Origin of the sequence: Arthrobacter gallicola (assembly GCF_014836775.1) — a bacterium.
Taxonomy (GTDB): Bacteria; Actinomycetota; Actinomycetes; order Actinomycetales; family Micrococcaceae; genus Arthrobacter_B; species Arthrobacter_B gallicola.
On record NZ_JACSQD010000002.1, the window covers coordinates 56,674 to 80,739 of the forward strand.

General features: G+C 66.7%; 29 protein-coding genes. 13 read left to right on the forward strand and 16 right to left on the reverse strand.

What is annotated here, in order from left to right:
• Positions 1-59: 59 nt before the first annotated feature.
• Positions 60-662, reverse strand: coding sequence for an antibiotic biosynthesis monooxygenase (locus tag H9639_RS04550; protein WP_191806960.1), 603 nt, complete (start codon positions 660-662; stop codon positions 60-62).
• A gap of 115 nt (positions 663-777) precedes the next feature.
• Positions 778-1,674, reverse strand: coding sequence for a LysR substrate-binding domain-containing protein (locus tag H9639_RS04555; RefSeq protein WP_191806961.1), 897 nt, complete (start codon positions 1,672-1,674; stop codon positions 778-780).
• Positions 1,675-1,807: 133 nt separating this feature from the next.
• Between H9639_RS04555 and H9639_RS04560 the strand changes: the two genes are divergently transcribed.
• The 4 genes from H9639_RS04560 (at position 1,808) to H9639_RS04575 (ending at position 6,148) form a co-directional block, all read left to right on the forward strand.
• Entirely contained in the window at positions 1,808-3,106 is a 1,299-nt protein-coding gene (locus tag H9639_RS04560) for a cytochrome P450 (protein WP_191806962.1), read from the forward strand.
• A gap of 25 nt (positions 3,107-3,131) precedes the next feature.
• Complete coding sequence (locus H9639_RS04565) at positions 3,132-3,455, forward strand: 2Fe-2S iron-sulfur cluster-binding protein (RefSeq protein ID WP_191806963.1); 324 nt, start codon at positions 3,132-3,134, stop codon at positions 3,453-3,455.
• A gap of 3 nt (positions 3,456-3,458) precedes the next feature.
• Positions 3,459-4,697: an NAD(P)/FAD-dependent oxidoreductase gene (locus H9639_RS04570; protein ID WP_191806964.1), complete on the forward strand. Its 1,239-nt coding sequence runs from the start codon at positions 3,459-3,461 to the stop codon at positions 4,695-4,697.
• A 65-nt stretch (positions 4,698-4,762) separates the two neighbouring features.
• Positions 4,763-6,148: an MFS transporter gene (locus tag H9639_RS04575; protein ID WP_191806965.1), complete on the forward strand. Its 1,386-nt coding sequence runs from the start codon at positions 4,763-4,765 to the stop codon at positions 6,146-6,148.
• Between the two features lie 21 nt (positions 6,149-6,169).
• On the opposite strand, the gene H9639_RS04580 is transcribed toward H9639_RS04575, so the two are convergent.
• Positions 6,170-6,928 (reverse strand): LysE family translocator, encoded by a 759-nt coding sequence (locus H9639_RS04580; protein ID WP_191806966.1) that lies wholly within the window; start codon positions 6,926-6,928, stop codon positions 6,170-6,172.
• A gap of 80 nt (positions 6,929-7,008) precedes the next feature.
• On the opposite strand from H9639_RS04580, the gene H9639_RS04585 reads away from it, so the two are divergent.
• Both H9639_RS04585 and H9639_RS04590 read left to right on the forward strand, forming a co-directional pair.
• Positions 7,009-7,458, forward strand: a complete 450-nt coding sequence (locus H9639_RS04585; protein WP_318241979.1) for an Lrp/AsnC family transcriptional regulator — start codon at positions 7,009-7,011, stop codon at positions 7,456-7,458.
• A gap of 33 nt (positions 7,459-7,491) precedes the next feature.
• Positions 7,492-8,166, forward strand: coding sequence for an alpha/beta hydrolase family protein (locus H9639_RS04590; protein ID WP_191806967.1), 675 nt, complete (start codon positions 7,492-7,494; stop codon positions 8,164-8,166).
• 256 nt (positions 8,167-8,422) lie between these two features.
• On the opposite strand, the gene H9639_RS04595 is transcribed toward H9639_RS04590, so the two are convergent.
• Both H9639_RS04595 and H9639_RS04600 read right to left on the reverse strand, forming a co-directional pair.
• A complete protein-coding gene (locus tag H9639_RS04595; protein ID WP_191806968.1) occupies positions 8,423-8,863 on the reverse strand; it encodes a DUF5956 family protein in 441 nt (146 codons plus the stop codon).
• Entirely contained in the window at positions 8,856-9,839 is a 984-nt protein-coding gene (locus tag H9639_RS04600) for a LysR family transcriptional regulator (RefSeq protein ID WP_191806969.1), read from the reverse strand. The genes H9639_RS04595 and H9639_RS04600 overlap by 8 nt, the downstream gene beginning before the upstream one ends.
• Positions 9,840-9,910: 71 nt before the next feature.
• Between H9639_RS04600 and H9639_RS04605 the strand changes: the two genes are divergently transcribed.
• The gene (locus H9639_RS04605; RefSeq protein WP_191806970.1) at positions 9,911-10,981 is read left to right on the forward strand and encodes a YeiH family protein; all 1,071 of its coding nucleotides are present in this window, start codon (positions 9,911-9,913) and stop codon (positions 10,979-10,981) included.
• 215 nt (positions 10,982-11,196) lie between these two features.
• Positions 11,197-11,892: an HAD family hydrolase gene (locus tag H9639_RS04610; protein WP_191806971.1), complete on the forward strand. Its 696-nt coding sequence runs from the start codon at positions 11,197-11,199 to the stop codon at positions 11,890-11,892.
• Between the two features lie 14 nt (positions 11,893-11,906).
• Here the strand turns inward: H9639_RS04610 and H9639_RS04615 are convergent, their stop codons facing one another.
• Genes H9639_RS04615 through H9639_RS04630 form a run of 4 tightly spaced genes read right to left on the reverse strand, consistent with a single transcriptional unit; the run spans position 11,907 to position 15,691 of the window.
• The gene (locus H9639_RS04615) at positions 11,907-13,178 is read right to left on the reverse strand and encodes an NAD(P)/FAD-dependent oxidoreductase (protein ID WP_225219237.1); all 1,272 of its coding nucleotides are present in this window, start codon (positions 13,176-13,178) and stop codon (positions 11,907-11,909) included.
• Entirely contained in the window at positions 13,179-13,493 is a 315-nt protein-coding gene (locus H9639_RS04620) for a 2Fe-2S iron-sulfur cluster-binding protein (protein ID WP_191806972.1), read from the reverse strand. It abuts the gene before it with no gap.
• A 31-nt stretch (positions 13,494-13,524) separates the two neighbouring features.
• Complete coding sequence (locus H9639_RS04625) at positions 13,525-14,730, reverse strand: cytochrome P450 (protein WP_191806973.1); 1,206 nt, start codon at positions 14,728-14,730, stop codon at positions 13,525-13,527.
• A 10-nt stretch (positions 14,731-14,740) separates the two neighbouring features.
• Positions 14,741-15,691: an ABC transporter substrate-binding protein gene (locus tag H9639_RS04630; RefSeq protein ID WP_191806974.1), complete on the reverse strand. Its 951-nt coding sequence runs from the start codon at positions 15,689-15,691 to the stop codon at positions 14,741-14,743.
• Between the two features lie 141 nt (positions 15,692-15,832).
• Here H9639_RS04630 and H9639_RS04635 point away from each other — a divergent pair, with 141 nt between their 5' ends.
• Both H9639_RS04635 and H9639_RS04640 read left to right on the forward strand, forming a co-directional pair.
• Positions 15,833-16,699 carry an IclR family transcriptional regulator gene (locus H9639_RS04635; protein WP_191806975.1) on the forward strand — a complete coding sequence of 289 codons (867 nt, stop codon included), beginning with the start codon at positions 15,833-15,835 and terminating at the stop codon, positions 16,697-16,699.
• A gap of 56 nt (positions 16,700-16,755) precedes the next feature.
• The gene (locus H9639_RS04640) at positions 16,756-17,352 is read left to right on the forward strand and encodes a DUF1349 domain-containing protein (protein WP_191806976.1); all 597 of its coding nucleotides are present in this window, start codon (positions 16,756-16,758) and stop codon (positions 17,350-17,352) included.
• Between the two features lie 11 nt (positions 17,353-17,363).
• Here H9639_RS04640 and H9639_RS04645 read toward each other — a convergent pair whose 3' ends face one another.
• A complete protein-coding gene (locus tag H9639_RS04645) occupies positions 17,364-17,720 on the reverse strand; it encodes a nuclear transport factor 2 family protein (protein ID WP_191806977.1) in 357 nt (118 codons plus the stop codon).
• Between the two features lie 100 nt (positions 17,721-17,820).
• Between H9639_RS04645 and H9639_RS04650 the strand changes: the two genes are divergently transcribed.
• Positions 17,821-18,840 carry an LLM class flavin-dependent oxidoreductase gene (locus H9639_RS04650; RefSeq protein ID WP_191745626.1) on the forward strand — a complete coding sequence of 340 codons (1,020 nt, stop codon included), beginning with the start codon at positions 17,821-17,823 and terminating at the stop codon, positions 18,838-18,840.
• 56 nt (positions 18,841-18,896) lie between these two features.
• A complete protein-coding gene (locus H9639_RS04655; protein ID WP_191806978.1) occupies positions 18,897-19,355 on the forward strand; it encodes a GNAT family N-acetyltransferase in 459 nt (152 codons plus the stop codon).
• 55 nt (positions 19,356-19,410) lie between these two features.
• Here the strand turns inward: H9639_RS04655 and H9639_RS04660 are convergent, their stop codons facing one another.
• The 4 genes from H9639_RS04660 to H9639_RS04675 all read right to left on the reverse strand — a co-directional run bounded on the left by H9639_RS04660 (position 19,411) and on the right by H9639_RS04675 (position 21,662).
• Positions 19,411-19,947, reverse strand: coding sequence for a DUF488 domain-containing protein (locus tag H9639_RS04660; RefSeq protein ID WP_191806979.1), 537 nt, complete (start codon positions 19,945-19,947; stop codon positions 19,411-19,413).
• Between the two features lie 5 nt (positions 19,948-19,952).
• Positions 19,953-20,168, reverse strand: a complete 216-nt coding sequence (locus tag H9639_RS04665) for a hypervirulence associated TUDOR domain-containing protein (RefSeq protein WP_191806980.1) — start codon at positions 20,166-20,168, stop codon at positions 19,953-19,955.
• 66 nt (positions 20,169-20,234) lie between these two features.
• Positions 20,235-20,534 carry a hypothetical protein gene (locus H9639_RS04670; RefSeq protein ID WP_191745622.1) on the reverse strand — a complete coding sequence of 100 codons (300 nt, stop codon included), beginning with the start codon at positions 20,532-20,534 and terminating at the stop codon, positions 20,235-20,237.
• A 102-nt stretch (positions 20,535-20,636) separates the two neighbouring features.
• Entirely contained in the window at positions 20,637-21,662 is a 1,026-nt protein-coding gene (locus H9639_RS04675; RefSeq protein ID WP_191806981.1) for a GTP pyrophosphokinase, read from the reverse strand.
• Between the two features lie 278 nt (positions 21,663-21,940).
• Between H9639_RS04675 and H9639_RS04680 the strand changes: the two genes are divergently transcribed.
• Positions 21,941-23,398, forward strand: coding sequence for an FAD-binding oxidoreductase (locus H9639_RS04680; RefSeq protein WP_191806982.1), 1,458 nt, complete (start codon positions 21,941-21,943; stop codon positions 23,396-23,398).
• Here H9639_RS04680 and H9639_RS04685 read toward each other — a convergent pair.
• Together H9639_RS04685 and H9639_RS04690 are read right to left on the reverse strand one after the other, a co-directional pair.
• Positions 23,386-23,613 carry a hexameric tyrosine-coordinated heme protein gene (locus H9639_RS04685; protein ID WP_191745618.1) on the reverse strand — a complete coding sequence of 76 codons (228 nt, stop codon included), beginning with the start codon at positions 23,611-23,613 and terminating at the stop codon, positions 23,386-23,388. The two genes, H9639_RS04680 and H9639_RS04685, sit on opposite strands and share 13 nt — an antisense overlap.
• A 109-nt stretch (positions 23,614-23,722) precedes the next feature.
• The gene (locus H9639_RS04690; protein ID WP_191806983.1) at positions 23,723-24,064 is read right to left on the reverse strand and encodes an antibiotic biosynthesis monooxygenase family protein; all 342 of its coding nucleotides are present in this window, start codon (positions 24,062-24,064) and stop codon (positions 23,723-23,725) included.
• Positions 24,065-24,066 lie beyond the last annotated feature (2 nt).

Below are 24,066 nucleotides of genomic sequence, written 5' to 3' on the forward strand. Positions count from 1 at the left end.
CCCCCCCCCCCCCCCCCCCCCCCCCCCCCCGCCGTGGTCGTCGTTGTTGAAGAGGGGTTTTAGCTGGTCCGCCGGCGCTGCAGCCAGGGCTGCAGGAGCCCGGTAACCCAGGGCAGTACCCAGTACGCCATGATCGGGGTGAGGATGGCCGTGGTGATGAGCACGCGCAGCGGCATCAGGATCTCATCCCAGCCCGGAACGGCGAGGCCGACCAGCCAGGTAAAGATGAGGTTGACCGGGAAAAACCCCAGCCAGATCGCTATGGCCTGCTTCCACCGCGGCGGCGTGAAGGAGGCCTTAAGGTCAGTGGTGGCCGACGGCGCGTCGAACCAGCCCTCGATACCGGTGCGGCGGGTGACGGTGCGGTCTTCGACCAGATCCCGTCCCTTTGCCAGCCAGGCCTGCCGGTGTTCGGAGTGCTCCCAGGCATCCAGTGAGGGCTCATCGGCGAAGCGGTACAGCATGTGCCATTCGTCGGAGGTGGCGGAGGCGCGGACCCATCCCGAGCCGAGGAAGCCGGGCCAGGTATTGGCGAGGTTGACGCCTTCCTGGACCCAGTGCGTGGCCTCGGACACGCGGCGGGGATCGACCCGCCGGGTGATGGAGACCGTCACCGCCTCCGGCCCCCGGGCCGGAAGGGTGTCAGTGTGCGTTGATGTCATGCCTTCCAGTATCCGGATCCCGGGCCGGTGCTCCGAATCTGCAGGTCAGCGGCCCGCAGGGAGCTCCGGGACCGCTCCCGGGGCCACTCCAGGGAGCGCCCCCGGGGCCGGACCGCTAGCCGTAGAGCTCGGCGGCAAGGTCCAGCATGGCACTGACGCTTTGCGACGGGCGGACGGCGTCCGGCCAGACGATCGATACCGGGACCGGACGGACCGCCGGGCGGATCGGCCGCACCACAAGGGACCGCCCCTCGTAGGACTGCCCGCCGGCTGGCTGCTGAACCAGGATGGCGAAGCCCATGCCCCGCCCCACCAGGGAACGGGTCACCTCGTAATCGGTAGTCCGGAACCGGATATTCGGCTGCATGCCCGCGGCGTCGAACATGGTCATGGTGTTTTCGCGGCTGGGATTCACATCAAGCAGGATCATCGGTTCCGCGGCGACATCAGCCAGAGCGAGGTCCTCGCGGTCAGCCAGCGGATGGTCCGCGGAGAGCACGATCGATGGCTCCGCATCGTAGAGCTTCTGCCGGTTCAGGCCGGCCGGGAGGGAGAGATCGTAGGCAATGGCGACGTCGAGCCGGCCGCTTGCAAGCCGGCGCTGCACCTCGGTCTGCGGGCCGTCGAAGAAATCGAGCTGTACCAGGGGATGGCGCCGCCCGTAGTGGTCAATCAGCCGGGCAAGGACCGTGGGGGCCAGCGTCAGGTAGCAGCCGAGGGTCAGGGAGCCGCGGAGTTCCGCGCCGGCGTCACCGGCATGCAGCTCCAGGTCCGTGGCTTCCACCAGCAGGGACTTGGCGCGGGTCAGCACGTACTGTCCGGCAGCCGTGAGTGTGACGCCGTGGGCCTTGCGGCGGATCGTCAGTTGGGCATCAAAAACCCGTTCCAGGTTGTTGACCGCACCGGATACCGCGGACTGGGAGACGTGCAGGGACCCGGCCGCCGCGGCGATGCTGCCCTGTTCGGCCACGGCCACGAAGGCCTCCAGCTGCCGCAGTGTATACCGGGCCATGCATAACCTCGCTAAAACCGTGGATGGTGGACTCTTTCTTGTACTTTACCGGGGATATGATCCACACCACACTTGGTCTCAGACGAGTCGACTCAGATGTGTTGACGTGGACCCTTCCACCAGGAGACCAAAGATGACCTTCCCGGGAACAACGGAAACCACCGGCTGCCCCTTCACCGGAGCAGGCAGTAAAGCCGGAACCGCTGTCGATCCCCTGCCCGCTCCCCCGCTCCCCGCTCCGGCAGCGGACAACCCACCACCCCGGGACGCCCCGGTGGCCGACTGGGTCACCATCCCGGACCTGTACCGGGACCCGTTCCCGATCTACCGCCGCATGCGTGAAGAAGCGCCGGTCCACTGGGTCCCCGCCGTCAACCGCTACATGGTGACCAGCTACGCGGCGTGCCACACGATCGAGCAGGACGCAGAGACCTTCTCCGCTAATGAAACGGGCTCGCTCATGAAGCGTGCCATGGGCCACTCGATGCTGCGCAAGGACGACCCGGAGCACAAGCGGGACCGCGACTCCTACGGCAGCACGCTGCGGCCCGGGACCATCAAGAATCACTGGAATGCGGTCTTCGAGGCCAACAACGAGAAGTACCTCGGCGAACTGGAGCGGAAGGGGCCGGGTGCCGACTTCGTCTGGGACTACGCGGCACCGTACGCAGCGGAGAACCTGCGGCTGATCTGCGGCTTCCACAACGCCACGCAGGCGGACATGCAGCGCTGGAGCCAGACCATGATCGACGGCACGGGCAACTACGCCGACGACGCCGGGGTCTGGGCCAAAAGCGCGCAGTCCTCCGCCGAGGTGGACACCGCCATCGATGAGATGCTGCCCTACCTCAAGGACCACCCGGACCACTCGCTGCTCTCCGGGCTGGCGTCCCTGCCGATCCCCCTGGAAGCGATCCGCGCCAACCTGAAGATGACCATCGGCGGCGGCCTGAACGAACCGCGCGATGTGCTCGCCACCACGGTCTGGGCGCTGCTCAACAATCCCGGCCAGCTGGCCTCTATCAACGGGGATCCGAAACGCTACGCCACGGCCTTCGAGGAATCCGTCCGCTGGGTGGCGCCGATCGGCATGTACCCGCGGGAGGTCACCCGGGATACCGTCCTGGACGGTGTCCGGCTGCCCCGGGGAGCGCGGGTGGGCGTCGTCCTCGGCGCCGCCAACCGCGACCCGCTGGTCTTTGAGGACCCCGAGACCTTCAACATCGACCGGCCCAAGAAGCCGCACCTGGGCTTCGGCGGCGGCGCGCATTTCTGTGCCGGTACCTGGGTAGCCCGGGCACAGGTGGCGCAGGTGGCCATGCCCGCTCTCTTCGACCGTCTCCCCGGCCTCCGCCTGGACCCGGAGAACGCCTCTATCGACGCCGGCTGGGTCTTCCGCGGCCTGGTCAAGATGCCCGTCATCTGGGGCTGAAACCCCGTTTTTTGCTAGGAGAACCATGAACACCATTACCTTTATCCAGCCCTCGGGCGCGCCCGCCGTCGTCACCGTTGAGCCCGGCACGTCCCTGATGCGCGCTGCCGTGACCAACGGCGTTGACGGGATTGTTGGCGAATGCGGCGGCCAGGCCATGTGCGCCACCTGCCACATCTACGTCCGCCCGGAATTCGCCGGTGCCCTGCCGGCAATCAGTGACGACGAGGAAGAGATGCTCGACTGCACCACCGCCGAGCGGACCGACCGCTCCCGGCTCGGCTGCCAGGTCAAGGCCTGCACCGAGCTGGACGGCATCGTCGTCGACGTCCCCTCGGACCAGGTGTAGCGCATGCCGGTCGTCATCATTGGCGGAGGGCAGGCCGGACTGCAGGTTGCAGACAGCCTGCGCGGCGGCGGTTACACCGGCACCGTCACGATTGTGGCGGACGAGCCGGGCCTGCCCTACCAGCGTCCCCCACTGTCCAAGGACTATCTGGCAGCCGGCGCGGATCCGGCACCGCTTCCGCTGCGGGCCGCCTCGTTCTTCCCTGAGAAGGACATCGCGCTGCACGACGGCGTCAGCGCCGTTTCGGTGGACCGGGCGGCCAGGACGGTAGCCCTCAGCGATGGCAGCATCCTGCTCTATGAGCACCTGGTCTTCGCCACCGGCGCAGCCAACCGCTTCCTGGGCTGCGACGGCGCGGAACTGCCCGGGGTGCACGGGCTTAAGACCCTGGCCGACGCCGAAGCCCTGCACGCCGCGCTGCCGGCAGCCCGTGACGTTGTGGTGGTGGGAGCAGGCTTCATCGGCCTGGAATTCGCGGCCGCGGCCCGGGCCCGGGGCTGCAGCGTCACCGTCCTGGAATTCGCCGCCCGTCCAATGGGACGGGCACTGAGCCCGGCGATGAGCGACTGGTTCACCGCCGCACACGCGGAACTGGGGGTTCGGCTGCAGCTGGGCGAAGGCATCGCTCATTTTGAGGCCGGACCTGACGGCCGGGTGATGGCAGCCGTCTCCACCACCGGTGCCCGCTATCCGGCGGACCTGGTGGTCGCCGGCGTCGGCGTCGTCCCCAATGATTCGCTGGCTGCCGCGGCGGGGCTGGAAACCGCCAACGGCATCGTGGTGGACGAGGCACTGCGGACCGCTGACCCGGCGGTCCTCGCCGTGGGAGACTGCGCCAGTTTCCCCTCCGTCCACGCCGGCGCCCGAAACCGGCTGGAGTCCGTGCAGAATGCGACGGACCAGGGACGGCACGCCGCCCAGACCATCCTCGGGGCGCCGTCCGCCTACACCGAACTGCCATGGTTTTGGAGCACACAGGGAAGCCTGCGACTGCAGATCGCCGGCCTTTCCACCCCCGGGGACACCACCGTCATCAACGGGGACCCGGCTGCCGGCAAATTCTCCATCCTGTGTTTCCGGGACGGGCGGCTCGCCGCCGTCGAGTCCGTCAATTCACCCGGGGATCATCTGGGCGCCCGCAAGCTCCTGGCCGCCGGCCGCGGCCCCTCCCCCGAGGAAGCGGCAGCACCAGGCTTCAGCCTCAAGGCCTACGCCCGGCAAGCCGCGCCCAGTCCCGTCTAGACGTTCCGCCCGCTTTTCCGTTCCACCGTCCGCAGTTCCGCATCACTTCACCATCTGGAGACCCCATGAGCACACCACGGACCGACGCCGGTTCCCGGAGGACGCAGCGCCGCGTTGCCTTCGCCACGATCGTCGGCACAACCATCGAGTGGTACGACTTCTTTATCTATGCCACGGCCGCGGGCCTGGTGTTCGCCCAGGTGTTCTTCGCACCAGCCGGCGAGTCGATCGGCCTGCTGCTCGCTTTTGCGTCCGTGGGCATCAGTTTCCTGTTCCGGCCCCTGGGTGCTTTCCTGGCCGGGCATTTCGGCGACAAGATCGGCCGGCGTCCGATGCTGGTCCTGACGCTCATCCTGATGGGCATCTCCACAACCCTGATCGGTGTCCTTCCCACTTACGAAACGGCCGGGTTGCTGGCACCGGTGGTGCTGCTGCTGCTGCGAATCCTGCAGGGCATTTCCGCCGGCGGCGAGTGGGGCGGCGCCGTCCTGATGGCGGTGGAGCATGCTCCGCCCAGCCGCCGCGGACGGGCCGGGTCCTTCCCGCAGCTCGGCGTTCCCCTGGGCATGCTGCTCGCCTCCGGTGTGACCGCTGTGATGACTGGCTGGGTTTCCCCGGGCGACGCATTCATCGAATGGGGCTGGCGGGTGCCGTTCCTGCTCAGCATCGTGCTGATTGTGGTGGGCTACCTGGTGCGCCGGGCGGTGGAGGAATCCCCGATCTTCACGGAAATTGCCGAAAAGAAGCAGCAGACCAAAGTGCCCGTCGCCGAGCTGTTCCGCAAGCACTGGCTTCTGGTGATCCTGGCCGCCCTGGTCTTCGCGGGCAACAACGCCGCCGGCTACATGGCGACCGGAGGATTCATCCCCAGCTACGCCACCGGGGAAAAAGTAGGCCTGGACCGCACTGACGTCCTCCTGGCCATCACCTTCGCCGCCGCGATGTGGTTCATTTTCACCCTGCTCTCCGGCTTCGTTGCCGACACCATCGGCCGGAAGCGGACCTACCTCATCGGGTTCTCCGTCCAGGCACTGATGGTCTTCCCGCTGTTCTGGCTGATCGACACCGGGTCACTGCCGATGCTCTACCTGGCGCTGGGCCTCTTCGCGATCGGGCTGGGTATGAGCTACGGACCGCAGGCCGCCTGGTACAGCGAGATCTTCCCGGCCTCCGTCCGGTTCTCCGGGGTCTCGATCTCCTACGCGCTGGGAGCGATCCTGGGCGGGGCGTTTGCGCCGACCATCGCGCAGGCCCTGATCAATTCCACCGGAACCAGCGCGTCGGTGTCCCTGTACCTGCTGGGCATGACCGTTGTGTCGATTGCCGCTGTGCTCGTACTGCGGGACCGGCCGGGTATCGACCTGTCCATCAACAACCAGGCCGAGCAGGAGGTCGGTGCCACCGTTTTCGACAAGCGGCGGGCTCCGGCGTTCGAGAAGGTCAACAACTAGCCTCCGGCCCTCCTGGTGCTGCTAGCCGAACAGCGCAGCGCCCTGCTCGGCGAGCAGCACCAGGGACAGGCAGACCATGATGATGCCGCTGGCCAGGGTGACGGCGCGGGCTCCGGCGGGCCGGGAGCGCAGCAGCCGGCGGGCAGCGAGCGCCACGCAGGTGTAGATAACCACGGACACCGCGAAGTGGGACAGGCCGAGGATCAGTGACTGCAAAGGGACCGCCAGGACGGAGCCGGCATCAACGAACTGCGGGATCAGTGCCAGGTAGAGCAGCAGCGCCTTGGGGTTCGTGGCGCTGGTGCCGAGTCCTTTCAGGAAGTCCGTGCGTGCGGCAGGGTGCGCCGGTGCCGGTGCAGCCACGGCAATGCTCCCCGCCGTGCCCGGCCCGGCACCCAGGCCAGCGGCGGTCACGGCACGCCCACCCGCCGCCGTCGTCCCGGGAACGGCAGCCGCTGCTGCGGGAGCCGCCGTCGTCGTATCCGCTGTGAAGCCGGCCGAACGCCAGGTGCGCATCGTCGAGATACCGAGCCACAAGAGGTACGCCGCGCCCAGGAGGGTAATGCCCACCAGCAGCTGCGGAGTGGCGGCAATCAGCGCGGCCAGCCCGGCGACGATCAGCGCGGTGTGAAACAGGTAGCCGACGGACAGCCCGGCTACGGCCGGGGCAATCCGGTTGCCGCGCAGACCGGCGGAGATGCTGTACGCCCAGTCAGCACCGGGGGTCATGGCCAAGGTGATAGAGACGGCCGCGAAGCCCGCGAGCAGCGATAAATCCATCCCTTAACCCTAGTAATCCGACGGCGATAAGTGCTTACCGATTAATGCCTGCCAGGGGTGTTCAACAGTATGATTCTTGCGTGATTGACGATATCGACCGGGAAATATTGCGCCTGCTGCAAATCGATGGACGAATGACTGCCACCGCCCTGGCCAGCGAGGTAGGCCTTACCGTGGCGCCGTGCCACCGCCGGATCAAGGAGCTGGAGCGCAGCGGCGTGCTCACCGGATACCGCGCCGTCGTGGATCCGGCCGCCGTCGGGCTCACCTTCCAAGCCCTGGTGTTCGTCACCTTGCGTGACCGGCAGCAGATGCTCACCTTCGAGGACGAGGTGGGCCGGATCGAGCAGATAGTCAAAGCGGACAGGCTCTTCGGCGAACCGGATTTCCTGCTCAAGGTGATCGCCGCAGACCTGCAGGCTTACCAACGGTTCTACGACGAGGTGCTGGTGGGGCTTCCCGGCGTCGAAAAGCTGACCAGCACCATCGTGATGAAGACGGTGAAGGAGGAGGGAGCCCTCCCCCTGTGACCCTCGGGCCCTTCCCCGCGTAGATTGGACCCCATGCCAGTGCAGCAGCAGGAACTTGCCGTCAACGTGGGAGACGGGACTGTCACCGCCATGTTTGCGCGGCCCGATGACGCGTGGGCGTCCATGGTGGTCGCCCACGGTGCCGGGGCGGGAATGGAGCATCCGTTCCTCACCGGGTTTACCAACGCAATGAACGACGGCGGCGTGGCCACCTGGCGCTTCAACTTCCCCTACCGCGAGGCCGGGAAGAAGTTCCCCGACCGCGCCCCTGCGGCGATCGCCACCTGGCGCGCGGTGATGTTCGCCGCGGAGGATAACGCCGGCGGGGTGCCGGTGTGGGCGGCGGGAAAGTCCTTCGGCGGCCGGATGGCGTCCATGGCCGTGGCCGAGGGGATGCACGCGGCCGGGCTGGTGTATCTGGGCTATCCGCTGCACCCGCCCGGCAAGCCGGACAAGCTGCGGGATGAGCACCTGTACGGGCTGACCCTGCCCATGCTGTTCCTGCAGGGCACCCGGGATCCGTTTGCCCTGCCCGGGGAGCTGGAGCCGATCGCTGTGCGGATCGGCCCGAATGCCGTAGTGGAGCGCATCGAGGGCGCCAACCACATGTTCGAGGTGCGCGGGCAGAAGCGTTCCCAGTCGGATATCGGTGCCTCCCTGGCGGCTCCGGTGCTGGAGTTTATGCGGGCGCATCCGCCTGCGGGGTAAGGGCGGCTTTTCGGCGCGAAAACCCTCCGTTATGGGACAACTCGACCCCTTTGGGTTAAAACATCCGCGGCGCGCCGGAGGGAAACCCCAAACCGGCCGGAAAGTCTCAAACCGGAGGAAAAAGGTGCCACAAACCGTCCGGAGTTTCCCAAACCGGAGGGCAACGCGCCACAAACCGGAGGGGTTCCATAAGCACCGATGCCTGGGCTGCACGCATGCCGGGACGGGCCAGTACGCTGCGGACACATCCGCCTGGTCAGTAAAGCTCCGCAAGGCAACCGGTAACCACCGGGAGGAGCGCCCTCGTGTGCTCCTCGCCGTCCCGTTGAGGCATTCGGCTGAGCGCATCGTCCAGCAGGACACCGATCCGGTCCCACAGTTCTTCCGCCGAGCGGATCCCAGGAGGCAGTTGCAGATACCAGATGTACCCCTCAGGAACGGGCGGCACGCCGGCTAGAACCAGGTAGTCATTAGCCATCTCGACGATCCACTCGGAGTCATCTTCCAGCAGCTCTTCCCCGGCCGGCAGCGCTTCGTTGAGGCTTCCCGGCAGCGCTTCGTTGAGGCTTCCCGGCATCCGGCCCAGATGGCTGCTTCCCGCGGCCCAGGCGAGAAGCAGGAACCAGCCGTTGAACGGAACCTGCGCATACCCTTCCGCCGAGGGGATCAGCGGCACATCCTCCCAACGCTCATCCACGGGCACTCTTCCCGCCCTTCCGCAAGCGGGCGCGGCTGCCCCCACTCCCGTCCCCAGCCTGGCCCTTCCTGCCACCGACCGCGATGTCCAGAAACTCCCGCAGGGCTTCCGAGGAACTGTTGGCCGGACTCCACACAGCTTTGAACTGCCGCTCCAGCGGCTGGCCGGCCACAGGAACTTCCACCAGCCGGCCGCTTCTCACCGCCCCCTCGACGGCGAGAACGCTGAGCACTGCGGGGCCAAGACCCGTGACCACACCCTGGCAGATCGCCGCGTTGCTGTTCAGCTCCATCAACGGGTCAGCACGGTGGGAACCGACCAGCTGATCCAGGAAAGCCCGGGTTCCAGACCCTTGTTCCCGTTCGAGTAAACCGGTGCCGGCCAGCTCGTCGAGGCCCAGCGGCCGGGTCCGCGAGGCCCAGGGATGCCCGGTGCCGCACACCACCGCCATCCGGTCGGTCCATACGGTCACGGACTGCAGCTGCGCCGGAATTGCGGGCGTCTCCACGAAACCCAGCGTGACCTCCTCCGCAAGGACAGCATCCAGCACCTGGGCTGAGTTCAGAACCCGCAGCTTCGTCTCGACCGAGGGCATCCGGGCACGGAATTCTCCGATCCATCCGGGCAGCAGATGCTCGGCAATCGTCATGCTGGCCCCCACGGCGAGTTTCACCTGACCGGCATCGGCCAGCGCCGCAGCGCCGGCATCGAGCCGCTCCACGGCGTCGAGCACCTCCCGGGCCCACTCCGCAGTCAGGGCACCTTCCCGGGTCAGGGTGGACCCGCGCGTGGACCGGGTCACTAGGGGATAGCCCAGCCGTCGTTCGAGGGTCTTGAGGGAGCGGGTCGCATTCGACTGGGCCATGCCGGCATTCCGGGCAGCAGCGCTGAGGCTGCCGTGTTCGCCGATTCCCACCAGGAGCCGCAGCGCAGGAAGCTGCAGCCAGTTTTCAACGGGCGGACGCTGCATAGGCATATCAGCATCATATGCCTGCGGTGCCGAACTTGGGCCTACCGGCCGGTGAGTAAGGCTGAGAGGTTTTAACCATGGAAATCACGCAACATCAGGCGCCCGCTCCAGAGCATGACGCCAGCCTGTCCAACAGCACTTCTGCCTCCCGCACCAGCGCTGCGAGCCGGTGGATTTCTTATCTGCCCGGGCTCTCCGTGACCGTGGCCGGCGCTGGCGCAGCCTGGTTTATCGCACAGCTGATCCCCGGGATCAGCCCGCTCCTGATCGCCATCCTGGTCGGAGCGCTCTGGCGAAACCTCATCCGGGTCCCCCGCCGGCTTTCCCCCGGCATCGCCTTTTCCTCCAAGAAGCTGCTGCGCGCCGGCATCGTCCTGCTCGGGCTGCAGCTTTCCCTCTCCTCCATCCTTGGACTCGGGCCCGGAGTGCTGCTGGTTGTCGCCGCGTCCGTCGGCATCACCTTCGGTGTCACCCTCATCGCCGGGCGCCTGATGGGGATCAGCCTGACGCAACGCCTCCTCGTCGCTTCCGGCGTCTCCATCTGCGGCGCCGCTGCTGTTGCCGCAACGGAGAACGCAACCGACGCCAAGGAGGAAGAAACCGCGACGGCGATTGGCCTGGTGGTCCTGTTCGGCACCCTGATGATTCCGGCAGTTCCGTTCCTGGGCAGCCTGCTCGGGCTGGACGCGGAGTCAACCGGCATGTGGATCGGAGCTTCAACGCACGAGGTGGCCCAGGTGGTGGCCGCCGGCAGCGCGGTAGGCGGCGGCGCCCTGGCGGTGGCCGTCACGGTAAAGCTCGCCCGCGTCCTGACCCTGGCTCCGATGGTCGCCGGCATCTCGCTGTACATGCGCAAAACCGGAGCAGTGGCCGATGGAAAGCGGCCGCCCATTGTTCCACTGTTTATCGTCGGCTTCCTGGCAGCGGTGCTGCTGCGCAGTTCGGGAATTGTCCCGGACCCGCTTCTGACTGCGGGGCAGATTCTGCAGACCATCCTGCTGGCGGCCGCGATGTTCGCGCTGGGGCTCGGCCTGGACCTGAAAGGTCTGATCAAGGTCGGCGGCCGGCCGGTACTGCTGGGGTTTGGGGCCACCCTGGTGATTCTCGGCGTCGCGCTGGCAGGCACCCTGCTCTTCCCGCCGCTGTGAGCAAGCACCCGGCAGGACCAGGCAGGTCCGGCCGCGCACCCGGCAGGGCCAGGCCGGGCCTCACCCGGGCGCACCAGGCTGCGCCCGCCAGGGCCCCGGGAAATCCGGACAGAAATCCCGCGCACGCGCGTCTCGGATTTTGACGGACGAGTATCCCCACTGCCACGATCAAAGGGGACCGCAGACCCCCTGCGGCAGCTCTACCAGGAGGACCATTGACACCCGCTCCCGCACTGCAGGCAGTTTTTTGGGACATGGACGGCACGCTTGTGGACACCGAACCGTACTGGTTCGCTGCCGAGAAAGAGCTGATGGCCCGGTTCGGCGTCACCTGGACCGATGAGCAGGCAATGGAGCTGGTGGGCAACGCCCTGCCGGACTCGGCCAGGAGACTGCAGGAAGCCGGCGCCCACCTTGGCGCACGGGAGATCCTGGACACCATGCTGGCCAGCGTGGTCCGCAAAGTGCAGGAAGAGATCCCCTGGCGCCCCGGAGCACGCGAGATGCTGGCAGAACTTAATGCGGCGGGCGTGCCCAACGCGATGGTGACCATGAGCGAGAGCACCCTGGCGCGGGTCATCGCCGATCAGCTTCCGGAGGGAACCTTCCGGTTCCTGGTCACCGGGGAGATGGTGACCCTGGGCAAACCGGATCCGGAGCCCTACCTGCTGGCGGCCAAACTGATGGGCGAGGAACTGGGCACCTCTGTGGACCTGGACCGAGTGGTTGCCGTGGAGGATTCGCGCCCCGGCGTAGCCTCGGCAAAGGCCTCCGGCGCCGTGACAGTTGCCGTGCCGAACGCCGTCGACGTGCCCGAACAGCCCGGCATTACCCGCTGGGAAACCCTCGCCGGCCGGACGGTGGCGGATCTCGAGGCGCTGGTGGCGGAGCGGGCTTCCCTGCAGGTCTAACCGGACGGGCGCCCTCAGGCGGGCACCCGGGGAACCGCCGATTCCTTGAGCGTTCTGCCCAGGTCCGCGGCAGCCTCCGGCGGGATGTTCAGCCCGCGGGTCAGGGCATTGCGCACCGCCATGAAGTCCCGCGGGGTGTTGACACAGTCCGCGGCGATGATCCGTCCTTCCCGGTAATAGAGGACAGCGAACTTTTCACTCTCCGGATCGCCCCGCAGGACGGTGCTGTCGTGCCCGGCGGACAGGCCGGCGATCTGCAGCGTCAGGTCCCCCTGGTCCGACCAGAACCACGGCACCGTCCGGTAGTCCGCTTCCAGCCCCAGCAGGGACCGGGCAGCGGTTTTGGCCTGTTCGACGGCGTTCTGGACGCTCTCCAGCCGCAGGTTCCCGTTGCCGTAATCCGCCGTGAACGGATTGGGCGTATTCGCGCAGTCCCCGGCGGCAACCGTAACGCCGTCTGAGGCCACAGCGCGCGAATCCACCACGACGCCGTTGCTGACTTCCAGCCCAAGACGTTCGGCCAGTTCAGTGCGCGGCAGCACGCCGACCCCGATGACGACGACGTCGGCCGGGACCGTGGTGCCCCCGGCCAGTTCCACCCCGGTGACGCGGCCGTTTTCGCCGGCGATGCGGACGATGCCGGCGTTCAGGAGGACCGTGGTTCCGCGGCGGCGGTGTGCCTGGAGGTAGAAATCGCTGGTTGTTTCGCCCACGGCCCGGCCCACCAGGCGCGGTGCTGCCTCGATGATGGTCACCTGTTTGCCGGCCGCCCGGGCAGCGGTGGCAACCTCCAGGCCGATGAACCCGCCGCCGATGACCGCGACACTGCCGGCGCTGCCCAGTGAGCGGTGGAGGGATGCCGCCTGGTCGGCGTCGCGCAGGTAGCAGACGCCCGCCAGGTCGGCCCCGGGAAGGGCAAGCCTCCGCGGCGTTGCTCCGGTGGTCAGCGCCAGCCGCGCGAAGGGGAACACTCTCCCGCCGGCGCCGACGGCGGTGCCGCCGTCGGCGTCCCGGGAGATATCCGTGATCTGCTCCCCGGTCACCAGCTCAATATTCTCCCGGACAAACCACTCCGGGGTCCGGAACGTCAAGGATGCCGCGGTTGCTTCCCCCTTAAGGAAAGCCTTGGAAAGAGCCGGCCGCTGGTAGGGCAGATGCGGCTCCTCGCCGACCAGGATGATCGGGGCGGTGTCCCCCAGCTCCCGCAGCGTGCTGGCCAGCTGCACACCGGCCTGGCAGTTTCCGACAATCAGGGTGGCATCAGCGGAGGTGGCTGTTCCCATCATCTAAACCTGCGTTTCCGGAATGCGGACCCGGATGTCCGTGGACACGGGGAGCTGGCAGGAGAGGCGGCTGCCTTCTTCCCGCTCGGCTGCCGCGCAGTCCAGCATCTCGTCCTGCACAGCGAGCATTTCCGGCAGCGCCGCCCGGTCGCCGGGATCAACGTAGACGTGGCAGGTGGCGCACATGGCGCTGCCGCCGCATTCGGCAACAATCCCGGGAACACCGGAGGAAACCGCCGTGCGCATAACACTGGTGCCGGCTCCGGCGTCGACAATCATTTCAGTGCCGTCAGGCTGGACAAAGGTTACTTTTGGCATGGTGGGCTCCGGTGGGTTGGGCGGACGCGGTTCAGGCGGACGGGGTGAGGCGCAGCGGCAGGGAATCCAGTCCGCGCAGTGTGTTGTTGAGTTGCTGCACGGGCGCACCGATGATCTCGATCTTCTGCACGCGCCGGGCCAGTGCGGAGAGGATGCATTCACCCTCCAGCCGGGCGAGCATCTGGCCCAGGCAGGCGTGGATGCCGAACCCGAAGCCGAGGTGGCCCATGGTTTTGCGGGTGATGTCAAAGTCCTCCGGGTTCTCCCATCGGCGGGGATCCCGGTTGGCAGCGGCAATAAACATCAGGATTTTGGCGCCTTCGGGAATTCTGGTGCCGGAAAGTTCGGTCTCGCGGGACGTCGTACGGAAGAAGGTTTGGACCGGTGATTCGTACCGAATCGTCTCTTCGAATGCGGCGCGGGCCAGCGACGGGTCATTGTGCAGCAGCCGGTACTGTTCCGGATGTTGGGCAAGGCAGAGCAGGGCGTTGCCGATCCCGTGGACGGTGGTGTCCACGCCGGCTGAAAGGAAGGAGCGCAGCAGCCTCGCCGAGTCCTCGGCTGCGTAGCCGGCCTCTGCAGCGGCGGCGTGGATCCGGTTCCCCAGACCGTCCCCCTGGAGCGCACCGGGTTGGCACTGTTCCATCACCCAGCCGGCTGCTTGCGAACCCTTTTCCATGGCTTTTTCGAAGTGCCCGTTGCGGGGTCCAAAGGTATTAAAGACCATGGAGCCGTAGGGCAGGAGGTTCTCCCGGCCGTCTTTGGGGAGCCCCACAAAGTCCGGGAAGACTTCAAGCGGGTATGCCTCGGCCAGGTCCTTGACTCCGTCAATGTCGCCGCGTGCCGCAACCCGTTCCACCACGTGCTCCGCCCGTTCCTGGAAGCCGGCCTTGAGCTCGCGCAGGAATTTGGGGTTGAGGATGCTGGTGACAACATGCCGCGCCCTGGTGTGCTCCGGCGGATCGGCCTCCAGCAGCAGGCTTGGTGCCCGCCACGGTTTGTCTTTGCGGAAATCCGTGATGCCGACGCCAGCGGAGGAAATGAACGTTTCATGGTCCGCGAAGACCTGGGAGACCTCGTCGTGGCGGGCAACCGCCCAGACCTGATAGCGGTTCAGCCAGGTCACGGGTCCGGATTCGCGCAGCTGGACGTGGGCCTCGTACGGATCGGCCAGAAAATCATCGGCGAACGGGTCCAGGTCAAGAGCGGGAATCCCGAATTCGGTCGTGGTGGTCATGGCTTTCCTCCTACTCGGCGAGCAGTGGACGGGTGTCCAGTGCGGCGTCGATGATGTTGTATTTGTGCATCAGGTCTGCCGTTTTCTGCAGCTGACTGCCGTCGAGCCTGCCCTCGAACCTGGGCATTTCGATTTGCTCCACGACCTCCGCAGGAACCTTGGTAAACGTGGGGACCAGCTCGACCAGCCGCGCACGGTTGTCCTGGAGTTCCTGCCCTGAGGCCGCGATGGCCGTCCGGAACGCTTCGACTGCCTCGGGATTTTCCTGCAGGAACGTCTCCGTTGTGATCCATCCGGCCACCGGCATTCCGTCGACCGGACCGGTGAACAGGTTGGAGAGTTTGACGAACCCGGCGGCGGCCGCACTGGCCTGGAATGGCTCAACCTGCCAGATGGCGTCCACCGCCCCGCGTTCCAGCGCGGCCTGCATATCCGGGTACGGCATTTCGATCAGGTCCACGGCCGAAGGATCCAGGCCGGCGTCCTCAAGCAGCGCATAGACCGCAACTGAGCCGATGTTCTGGAGATTGTTCACCGCGAACGTCTTGCCGGCCAGATCCTCCACCGTGGTGATGCCTGAATCCTCCGCGACGAAAATGCCGTGGTCAGCGGCACCGACGTCGTTCCCTGAGATGAAGCGCACCGGCAGCCCCTGCTTCACCGCCAGCAGCGCCGACGTGTAGTTGGCATAGGCGACATCGATGTCGCCCGAGATCAGAGTGGGAATCGCAGCGGCCCCACCCTGCGTCTGAACCAGCTCCACGTCCAGCCCCTCGGCATCGAACAGGCCGTTCTCCTCGGCGTTGACGGCGGTGGAGGTGTGCACCAGGGGGAAGTAGCCCACCTGCACGGCTTCCCCCACCGCAGCCTGCCCCGAGGAACCGCAGGCAGCCAGCCCCAGAGCGGCGCCAGCCACAGCCGTGATTGCGAAGTAACGCCGGAGATTTCCGCGTCGATCCATGGTTTTCCTTCCAGAGGGCGCCTCATTGCGCCGGATGCAAAGCTCTGCCTGGAATCGGATCTTCACCGGCCCGACTCCGTTGCACTGAGTATGGGATGTGTCACAATTCAGGCTCCAGCTGGTTTCCGTTGAAAGGAAAATATGGCCAACGCTTCTGCCGGGAGGTCCGTGCTCAGCCGGATTATGCAGGTCCTGGGTACCTTCGACGTGGACTCGGCCTTCCTCACCGTGTCCCAGTTGTCGCAGCGGAGCGGCCTGCCGCTGGCAACTACCCACCGGGTGGTGGCGGAACTTGAGCAGTTTGGCCTGCTGGAACGGGAACGGGATAAGACCTACCGGATCGGTGTGCGCCTGTGGGAGATCGCCTGCCGCACGCCGGGCGCCCTGGGTCTGCGGGAAATAGCCATGCCCTACCTGCAGGACGTTCACTTCTCTGTTCGGCAGCACGCCCAGCTGGGCATCCTGCAGGGCCATGAAGTGCTGTTTCTGGAACGGCTGTCGACCCGGAACGCCGTCGTCAACGTGACCCTGATCGGCGGCCGGCTGCCGCTTCATGCCTCCTCCAGCGGGCTGGTTCTGCTGGCCCACGCTCCCGGCAGTTTCCAAGCCGAGGTTCTAGCCTCCGGGCTGGTGAAATACACCGAAGATACGGTCCAGAGCCCGGCTCACCTCCGGCGTTTGCTCGCCCAGATCCGCGAACAGGGCCACGCGGTGGGCAGCGGCTTCATTCATCCCGCTGCCCGGGGAATTGCCGTTCCGGTCTACGGATTGAAGGAATCGGTTGTTGCCGCGATCAGCGTGGTGGTTCCGAATGACTCCGCTCCGGCGCTTCCCACGGTCCGTCTGCTTAAGGACGCCGCCCGTCAGATTTCGGCAGCACTGCAGGCCGCGTATCTGCCGCCGGGTGGCCCCCAGTCAGCAGGCGGCGGCAAATACCGCGCCTTGGTGCATTCCTCCAGGAACTCCATGGAGTTCCTGGAGCAGCACCGGAAGGATCACCCGCTGTAGGGTTCCTGTACGGATCAACACCTAGAGGAACCACACCGAGGGGACAGGGCAGGACTATGCAGGAGTTTTTGGACCAGGCCACATGGACGCATCCGCCCGTCAGGAGCGAAGCCGACGGCGGCAATCTGCTGGTTGAGGCGGCCCAGGGCAGCGACTACTGGGAAAAGACGTACTACGGCTTCCAGCGGGATTCAGGGCACGCCCTCCTTGCGCCCGTCGCTGGAGACGGCGCCCTGGAGGTCACGTTCAAAACCTCCTACGACAGTCTTTATGACCAAGCCGGCCTCATGATCCGCACCGATGAGTCCAACTGGATCAAGGCGGGCGTCGAAATCACCGACGGTGAACCTCATGTGGGTGCTGTCGTGACGCGTGATTACTCCGACTGGTCCCTCAGCCCCGTGCCGGAATGGGCCCACACTAACGTAACCATCCGTGCCAGCTGGACCGGGAACTCGGTGGTCCTTCGAGCACGCAGTGAAAAGGCGCCCTGGCGGACTATCCGGGTAGCGCATCTGGACATCACCGGTTCCACCAGGGCCGGACTCTACGTCGCAGCACCGGAACGGGCGGGACTCACCATTTCATTCTCCCGGGCCGCCTTCGGTCCTGCCGATGAGAGTCTTCATGCCCAGCCCGCGGAGCAGCACTAGAAGGTTCAACCTCAGTACGGCGTGTGTTGGTGCAGGGCCAGCTTCCACTCGCCGTCCTCCCTGGCATAGACGCTGCTGAGCAGCGCGGTGTACGGCGTGCCGTCCCGGTCGGCCCGCACCTTGTAGGTGAGAAATCCGGCGTCAGACCCCAGATAGGTCTCCAGCGGTTCGATGATCTCGAAACTGGTCCACGGCGGACCGCCCATGGACGCGATGATCTGGTTGCGGTCGGTGATCCGCAGCCCGTTGGTCAGCATTATCACGGGCTCCCGTGCCAGCACCCGCGAGTAGTATTCAGTGGCCTCTTCCGGACCGGTGGAAAGAGCGTGCCAGCCCTCGGTTTCAAGTGCCACGAGTTCGTGTGCCATGGTCCGCGAGTCTAGCCCCGGGGCGGCCCGGGAAACAGTGGTTGCCGCATGCCCGGAACCGCGGCGGAATATCCGCCCCGGCCGGGGCGCTGTTGCAGATATGAAGAAAATTGGCTTCCTCTCCTTCGGCCATTACCGCGACGTTCCGGGCTCCCTGACGCCGACCGCCCGGGAGGCGCTGCTGCAGGCAATTGAGCTGGCCGTCGCCGCGGAGGACGTCGGGGCCGACGGCGCCTTCGTCCGGGTCCACCACTTCGCCCCGCAGCAGGCCTCTCCATTCCCGCTGCTGGCAGCGATGGCGGCGCGCACCAGCCGGATTGAACTCGGCACCGGCGTCATCGACATGCGCTACGAGAACCCGCTTTATATGGCTGAGGAAGCGGCCGGCACGGACCTGATCAGCGGCGGCAGGCTGCAGCTCGGCATCAGCCGGGGATCCCCCGAGCCCGCCCTGCGCGGCGCCGAGTCTTTCGGCTACGTTCCGGCCGAAGGCGAGTCCGACGCCGACCTCGCCCGCCGCCACACGGCCGTCTTCCGGGCCGCGATCGCCGGACACGGCATCGCGCCGGCCAACCCGGAGATGACCGGGTCCAGCGGCCTGCTCGCGATCGAACCGCAGTCGCCCGGACTCAGCGAGCGCATCTGGTGGGGCTCCGGGACACGGGCGACGGCGAAATGGACCGGCGAGCAGGGCATGAACCTGATGAGCTCCACCCTGCTGACCGAGGACACCGGTGTTCCGTTCGACGAACTGCAGGCAGAGCAGATCCAGGTTTACCGCCAGGCCTGGGCCGACGCCGGCCACCCGGGCACGCCGCGCGTTTCCGTCAGCCGCAGCATCATTCCGCTGGTCTCCGACGCCGACCGCCGCTACTTCGGGCTGCGGGCGCAGGCCGAGAGCCGCGACCAGGTGGGCCGGCTCGACGGCGGCCTGGCCCGGTTTGGCCGCAGCTACGTCGGAGAGCCGGACGTCATCGCGCAGGAGCTGGCCGCCGACGCCGCGGTCCGCGAAGCCGACACCGTGCTGGTCACCGTGCCCAACCAGCTGGGTGTTGACTACAACGCGGCACTGCTGGAGAACATCGTGAAGCTGGTGGCTCCCGACGCCGGCTGGCGGTAAGCGGCGCGCTCAGCTGCCTGGAAGCACCGTGGGAGCTCCAGTGAGAAAATGGGCCCATGAATGAGACGGAGCAGCAGCTGACGATTCGCCCCAGCCACGGGACGGCCGAGTACCCGCGCCTGGTGGAGATCTGGCGCAGTGCGGTGAGGGCAACCCACGATTTCCTGGCCGAATCCGACTTTGAACGGATTGAAGGAAACCTTGCCTCGGCGTATTTCCCGGCGGTGACGCTCATTGTTGCTGAGCGCGGGTCTCAGGTACTGGGTTTTGCAGGAGTTTCGGAAGGGACGTTGGAGATGCTGTTTGTCTCCGATCCGGCCCGGGGACAGGGTGTTGGTTCGGCCCTGCTCTCCGAGGCCATCGCCGGCTACGGAGTTACCCGGCTCGATGTCAACGAACAAAATGAAGGAGCCCTCGGGTTCTATCTGAGCCGCGGGTTCGTGCAGGTGGGCCGCAGCGAACTCGACGGCGACGGCCGCCCCTACCCGGTCCTGCACCTGGCGCTTCCGGCCTGACAGCCTGCCCCGGTTCCAAAAGCCTGATGCCGCCCCCAAGGATTACGCTTTGGCATTAGCGGGCCGGATAAGTAAGCCCTCGATCCGTGTCAACCACGGCGCCGGCGCTGAGTTCGGCCGGTTTCACCTGGCCCTTGCCGAGGATATGGCAGACCTCCGCGTCCCGGACCAGAAGGTGATCGGCAATAATCCGCCTGTGGCACCGCCACCACACCGCCTCCGAGCACATCAGCGCCGTCCGGGACGACGCTGCGGTGCCGAGCAGCTCCTCGAGCGCCTCACGGAATTCCGCGGAGAGCGCGTGGTCCGCGTAGTTGTGGAAGCTCCGGTTCTCCCACCAGGCGTTCACCTCGAACGGTACGTCCTTGCTGACCGGACGGCGGCCGGTGAGCGCTTCCAGCCGGATCAGCTTGATGCCGTGTTCCGCCAGGGACGCTTCGAGGGCATCGTTGTTGAACTGCGGGTATTTCTTGGAGCCCGGCAGCTTCCGGACGTCAGCCACCTGCTCGATGGCACTCTCCTGTAGGAGCTCCAGAAACTCATCCAAGGAACGGTTGGAGTGGCCGATGGTGAAGATCGGTGGTGTTTCCACCGCGGTCACTCCTTCAGGCCGCGGAGCGCACTGCCCTTGTGAGCGGCAACATGGTCTGTCTTGTCGCTCTGGATCTCATACTGCGGCTCCTCCGGGGACGCCCGGTGAGTGTGGCCCTTGTAATCGAAGTCCGACGTATGCACCTTGATGATCCGGCCCGAGACCCGGCCGGCTTCGGAGTTCCACGAAACGTGGTCCCCCACAGAGAAGTGTTCAGGCATGCCCGCCCCTTTCCTCAGTGAAAGTTCCTCGGTGAGTGAGTTCCTCAGTGAAAGCCACCGGTAACGCTACTTCCGCCGCCCGAACACCAGCGAGGCAGCAGCGGTGGCAGCAGTGACCGTGTACACCGCAGGCCAGGCACCCAGCTTCTTGGCCAGCGGATGGGACAGGCCGAAGGCGGCCACATAGGTGGAGGTGAGGGCGACGGCGGTCCCGGTGCCGGCGTCGCGCTTCCACAGGGCGAACGCCGCCGCACCGGCAGCGGCCAGCACTGCTCCGCCGAGCTGGCGGTTGCCGGTATCGCGGGCGGTCTTGTACCCGCCGATCAGGCCGGCGGACGTGATGAGCGGGGTCAGCAGGGATGCCACGGTTTCTCCTTCAGGTTGGACTTCTTCCACCCTAACCCCGGTCCGCACGCCCCTCCGATCCGCCAGGCCTGCCCGGTTAGCCCGGCCTGCCAGCGGCAAGCGCTACCCACCCAGCCGCCGCAGCCGGTACTCCAGCTTCGCGCGGCGCGTACCGTCATCGTCCATCAGCTGCGTGCGCTCCACATAATCCAACCCAAAACGGTGCAGCAGGACGTCGTCTGCGGCCCGGACGTGGCCGGGACGGAAACGGTACTCAATCCGCCGGGACACAATGGCCCAGTCAGCGGTCTTGAACAGGGCGTAGGCCTGCGGAACGGAGACCACGCCGTTGGCGCGCAGCACCTCCACCAGCCACTCGTACTGGTCGGCCCGGCTGCGCGGATTCTGCGGCAGTTCGTGCTCCAGGATGCCCCGGACCGCATCGGCAGTGAGCGTCAGTGACGGCGCCGCAACGGCGTGCACGGCCTCGCGCTCATCCCGGGCCTTCTGCGCCGTGACCAGTTCGTTGATGGTGTCGAATTCCCGGTCAGCCAGCTCGATCAGGCCCGATGCCAGGGTGAAGGCCCGGTTCACCTCCGGCGGCACCTCCCCGCCGCCCTTGTAACGGATGTCGTGCTCAAACTCGGCCCAGGCATGCTGCAGGATGGTGCGCAGCTGCACCTCGAACCGCTGGCCGCAGAACGCTTCGCAGCCAGGCGGCGGATTCCGGTCCGGAACGGCAAGCACCAGGTGCTGGCCCGAGTAGCCGAACTCTCCGCGGGAACGCTGCTCACCGGCTTTGTCCACGTGGCCCAGCTGGTCGAAAGCTCCGCTGAGGGCGTTGATGGCACTGCCGATATCCGAATCCAGGAAGAGAATCACCCGCAGCCCGATCACGTCGTCGATGTCCCCCATCCCGCTGGGATATTTCGGTGTGCCGTCGGGCAGGGTCCGGGACAGCTTCTCGCTGAGTGATCCGGCGCCCTTCACGCGGTGCTGAATGTGGTGGTAGTTCAATCCGTCATCGCCCAGCCGGGCCACAACGGCCGCATGGATTGCCGTCTCGGCGGCCTCAAACAGCGGGCGGTCGGCCCTAAAGGCCTGCGCCCACAGATCCACCTGGGAGCTGTGAACCGACGGTAATTCCACGTTTACTCCTTGCCTGGCAGCGGCGTCGGCAGCGGCGGGATCCGGCAGCGCGACGACGTCGGGCCCATCCCCAAGTCTTCGTCCGGTCCCCGCCAAAACACAATCGGATGCCGGAAGAAACAGCCCGAATCCGGACGGTTGCAGCCGGGCCGTGCGGACTTCTCCGGAACCCGTTGAATCTGCTGCCGGAGAAGCCAACACTGGGTTCAGTTACCAGTTCCCCACTCCTGCGCTTCTCCCGGCCGGGCGGAGCACGGGTGCTCCCAAGGCGGTGGATCATGACCGAAAACCCAACCCTCTCCGATTCCGCTTCGGCCGCTGTGCCCTGGCCGCAGCCGGAGGACAGCCTGTATCCGGCCCTCGCGGACGCCGTTTCAGGGACGGTGGTCCTGCCCGGCGACGCGGGGTATGAGGACCAGCGCCTGGTCTGGAACGGGATGATCGATGTGCTGCCCGCCGCCGTGGTGCGGGCGGCCAGCCCGGACGACGTCGCTCCGGTGCTGGCCTTCGCGCAGGCCACGGGGCTGCCGCTGGCTGTCCGGGGCGGCGGCCATAACGTGGCCGGCAACGGCACTGTCGACGGCGGCCTGGTGCTCGACCTCGGCGGACTGCGGACAGTGGAGGTCGATCCGATTGACCGTACGGTCACGGTGGGCGGTGGAGCCACCATTGCGGACATCGACACCGCAACCGTTCCGTTCGGGATGGCCGTTCCACTCGGAGTTGTGTCAAAAACGGGAGTGGCCGGGCTGACCCTGGGCGGGGGCGTCGGCTGGATGACCCGCGCCCACGGGCTCAGCGTGGACAACCTGATCGGCGCCGACGTCGTGCTGGCGGACGGCACGGCGGTGCATGCGTCGGCGCAGGAGGAGCCCGAACTGTTCTGGGGCCTGCGCGGAGGCGGCGGAAACTTCGGCGTCGTCACCTCCTTCACCTTCCGGGCCTGGCCCGTTCCGGAGACCGTGTACAGCGGCAACCTGGTTTACGGTGCGGACCGCTTCCCGGAGGCGCTCCGGGCCTTCGAAGCCTGGACCGGGGACCTGCCGGATGAACTCACCAGTATCGCGTCGTTCCTGGTGCCGCCGCCGGACTGGGACATGGGAGACGATCCGGTCCTGGCGGTGGGCTTCGCCTGGGCGGGCGAAGACCATCAGGCCGCCGACGACGCCGTCCGCCGCCTGCGCACGCTCGCTCCCCCGGATGCCGAGATGGTGGACCCGGTGCCCTGGACCGATTGGCAGTCCTCGCTGGATCCCCTGTTTCCGGACGGGTCACGTGCCTACTGGAAGAACACGTCCTTCGACGCGCTGGACGGGGACGTCATCGAGGTCCTCACCCGCCGCGGGCGGGAACAGGCGTGGCGCGGCACCGGCTTCGATATCCACCACATGGGCGGGGCTTTTGCCCGGGTACCGGAGGATGCGACGTCGTTCCCGGTCCGCGGCGCGGGCTACTGGCTGAACGTGTACGGCTTCTGGAATGACCAGTCAGACGACGCCCACCACACCGCGTTCGTGCGCGGACTGGCCGCTGACATGGAGCCGCACTCCGGCGGGGGCCAATACGTGAACTTCATGGGCGCGGAGGATCCCGTGCAGGCAGCCCCAAGCGTGTACTCCGGGGAGAAACTGGCCCGGCTGGCGGCCCTGAAGCAGGCGGTGGACCCGGGGAACCTGTTCCGGCGCAATCACAACATCGCCCCGGCGGGCAGCCCGGGGACCGCTCAGCGCCAGTAGTTGTTCGCCGCCGCGATAGTGGCGAATTCCAGGGCCACCACCTGGGAGGACGCAATCAGTTCATCCGGATCGGTGGCGTAGACCGTCCTGCCGGTCTTGAGGATCTCTCCATCCGGCTGGATCGCGTAAATGCTGTGCAAAGCCATGTCCATGGCCAACCTGCGTCCGGCTTCCGGTGTTTCCGTAATGAGGGAGTTGCCCGGGATCAGTTCCATGCTGCACCTGGTTTCAAAGTCGGTCTTGCACCGTGCCCCTGTTCCACCATCCCAGCCCCGGCCGGGTTTGGGAACCGGCCGCCGGGCGCTTCCCCCGCCGGCAGGAAGCTTAGGCTTCCGGGGTGCTGCCCCCGGCGATCCGGTAGCTCCACAGCTCAGCGCTGACGCCCACGGGCTTCTGCCGCGCCGCATCCGCACCTTCACCGTGGCTGTCACCGTGGCCATGCCCCCGGCCGAAGTTCTTGGAAGCAACCCAATCCTGGAAGGACTTCTCATCGCGCCACCGGGTGATGACCAGCCAGGTGCTGCGCTCGTCGGTCGGCTGAAGCAGCTCGAACCCTTCGAAACCCTCCTGGTTGTCGACGGCGCCGGCACGTGCTGCGAAGCGGTGGGCCAGCTCATCGCCGGAGTCGGCAGGGACAGTGATTGCGTTGATCTTGATGATGCTCATAG

Excerpts from the sequence above, each read along its gene's own strand:
- H9639_RS04635 (WP_191806975.1), top strand. The coding sequence starts at position 15,833 with ATGGCCAACGCTTCTGCCGGGAGGTCCGTGCTCAGCCGGATTATGCAG.
- H9639_RS04630 (WP_191806974.1), bottom strand. The coding sequence starts at position 15,691 with ATGGATCGACGCGGAAATCTCCGGCGTTACTTCGCAATCACGGCTGTG.
- H9639_RS04555 (WP_191806961.1), bottom strand. The coding sequence starts at position 1,674 with ATGGCCCGGTATACACTGCGGCAGCTGGAGGCCTTCGTGGCCGTGGCC.
- H9639_RS04605 (WP_191806970.1), top strand. The coding sequence starts at position 9,911 with ATGGAAATCACGCAACATCAGGCGCCCGCTCCAGAGCATGACGCCAGC.
- H9639_RS04690 (WP_191806983.1), bottom strand. The coding sequence starts at position 24,064 with ATGAGCATCATCAAGATCAACGCAATCACTGTCCCTGCCGACTCCGGC.
- H9639_RS04655 (WP_191806978.1), top strand. The coding sequence starts at position 18,897 with ATGAATGAGACGGAGCAGCAGCTGACGATTCGCCCCAGCCACGGGACG.
- H9639_RS04550 (WP_191806960.1), bottom strand. The coding sequence starts at position 662 with ATGACATCAACGCACACTGACACCCTTCCGGCCCGGGGGCCGGAGGCG.
- H9639_RS04625 (WP_191806973.1), bottom strand. The coding sequence starts at position 14,730 with ATGACCACCACGACCGAATTCGGGATTCCCGCTCTTGACCTGGACCCG.
- H9639_RS04650 (WP_191745626.1), top strand. The coding sequence starts at position 17,821 with ATGAAGAAAATTGGCTTCCTCTCCTTCGGCCATTACCGCGACGTTCCG.
- H9639_RS04645 (WP_191806977.1), bottom strand. The coding sequence starts at position 17,720 with ATGGCACACGAACTCGTGGCACTTGAAACCGAGGGCTGGCACGCTCTT.
- H9639_RS04580 (WP_191806966.1), bottom strand. The coding sequence starts at position 6,928 with ATGGATTTATCGCTGCTCGCGGGCTTCGCGGCCGTCTCTATCACCTTG.
- H9639_RS04665 (WP_191806980.1), bottom strand. The coding sequence starts at position 20,168 with ATGCCTGAACACTTCTCTGTGGGGGACCACGTTTCGTGGAACTCCGAA.
- H9639_RS04570 (WP_191806964.1), top strand. The coding sequence starts at position 3,459 with ATGCCGGTCGTCATCATTGGCGGAGGGCAGGCCGGACTGCAGGTTGCA.
- H9639_RS04575 (WP_191806965.1), top strand. The coding sequence starts at position 4,763 with ATGAGCACACCACGGACCGACGCCGGTTCCCGGAGGACGCAGCGCCGC.
- H9639_RS04620 (WP_191806972.1), bottom strand. The coding sequence starts at position 13,493 with ATGCCAAAAGTAACCTTTGTCCAGCCTGACGGCACTGAAATGATTGTC.
- H9639_RS04560 (WP_191806962.1), top strand. The coding sequence starts at position 1,808 with ATGACCTTCCCGGGAACAACGGAAACCACCGGCTGCCCCTTCACCGGA.
- H9639_RS04685 (WP_191745618.1), bottom strand. The coding sequence starts at position 23,613 with ATGGAACTGATCCCGGGCAACTCCCTCATTACGGAAACACCGGAAGCC.
- H9639_RS04640 (WP_191806976.1), top strand. The coding sequence starts at position 16,756 with ATGCAGGAGTTTTTGGACCAGGCCACATGGACGCATCCGCCCGTCAGG.
- H9639_RS04615 (WP_225219237.1), bottom strand. The coding sequence starts at position 13,178 with ATGATGGGAACAGCCACCTCCGCTGATGCCACCCTGATTGTCGGAAAC.
- H9639_RS04600 (WP_191806969.1), bottom strand. The coding sequence starts at position 9,839 with ATGCCTATGCAGCGTCCGCCCGTTGAAAACTGGCTGCAGCTTCCTGCG.
- H9639_RS04680 (WP_191806982.1), top strand. The coding sequence starts at position 21,941 with ATGACCGAAAACCCAACCCTCTCCGATTCCGCTTCGGCCGCTGTGCCC.
- H9639_RS04590 (WP_191806967.1), top strand. The coding sequence starts at position 7,492 with ATGCCAGTGCAGCAGCAGGAACTTGCCGTCAACGTGGGAGACGGGACT.
- H9639_RS04565 (WP_191806963.1), top strand. The coding sequence starts at position 3,132 with ATGAACACCATTACCTTTATCCAGCCCTCGGGCGCGCCCGCCGTCGTC.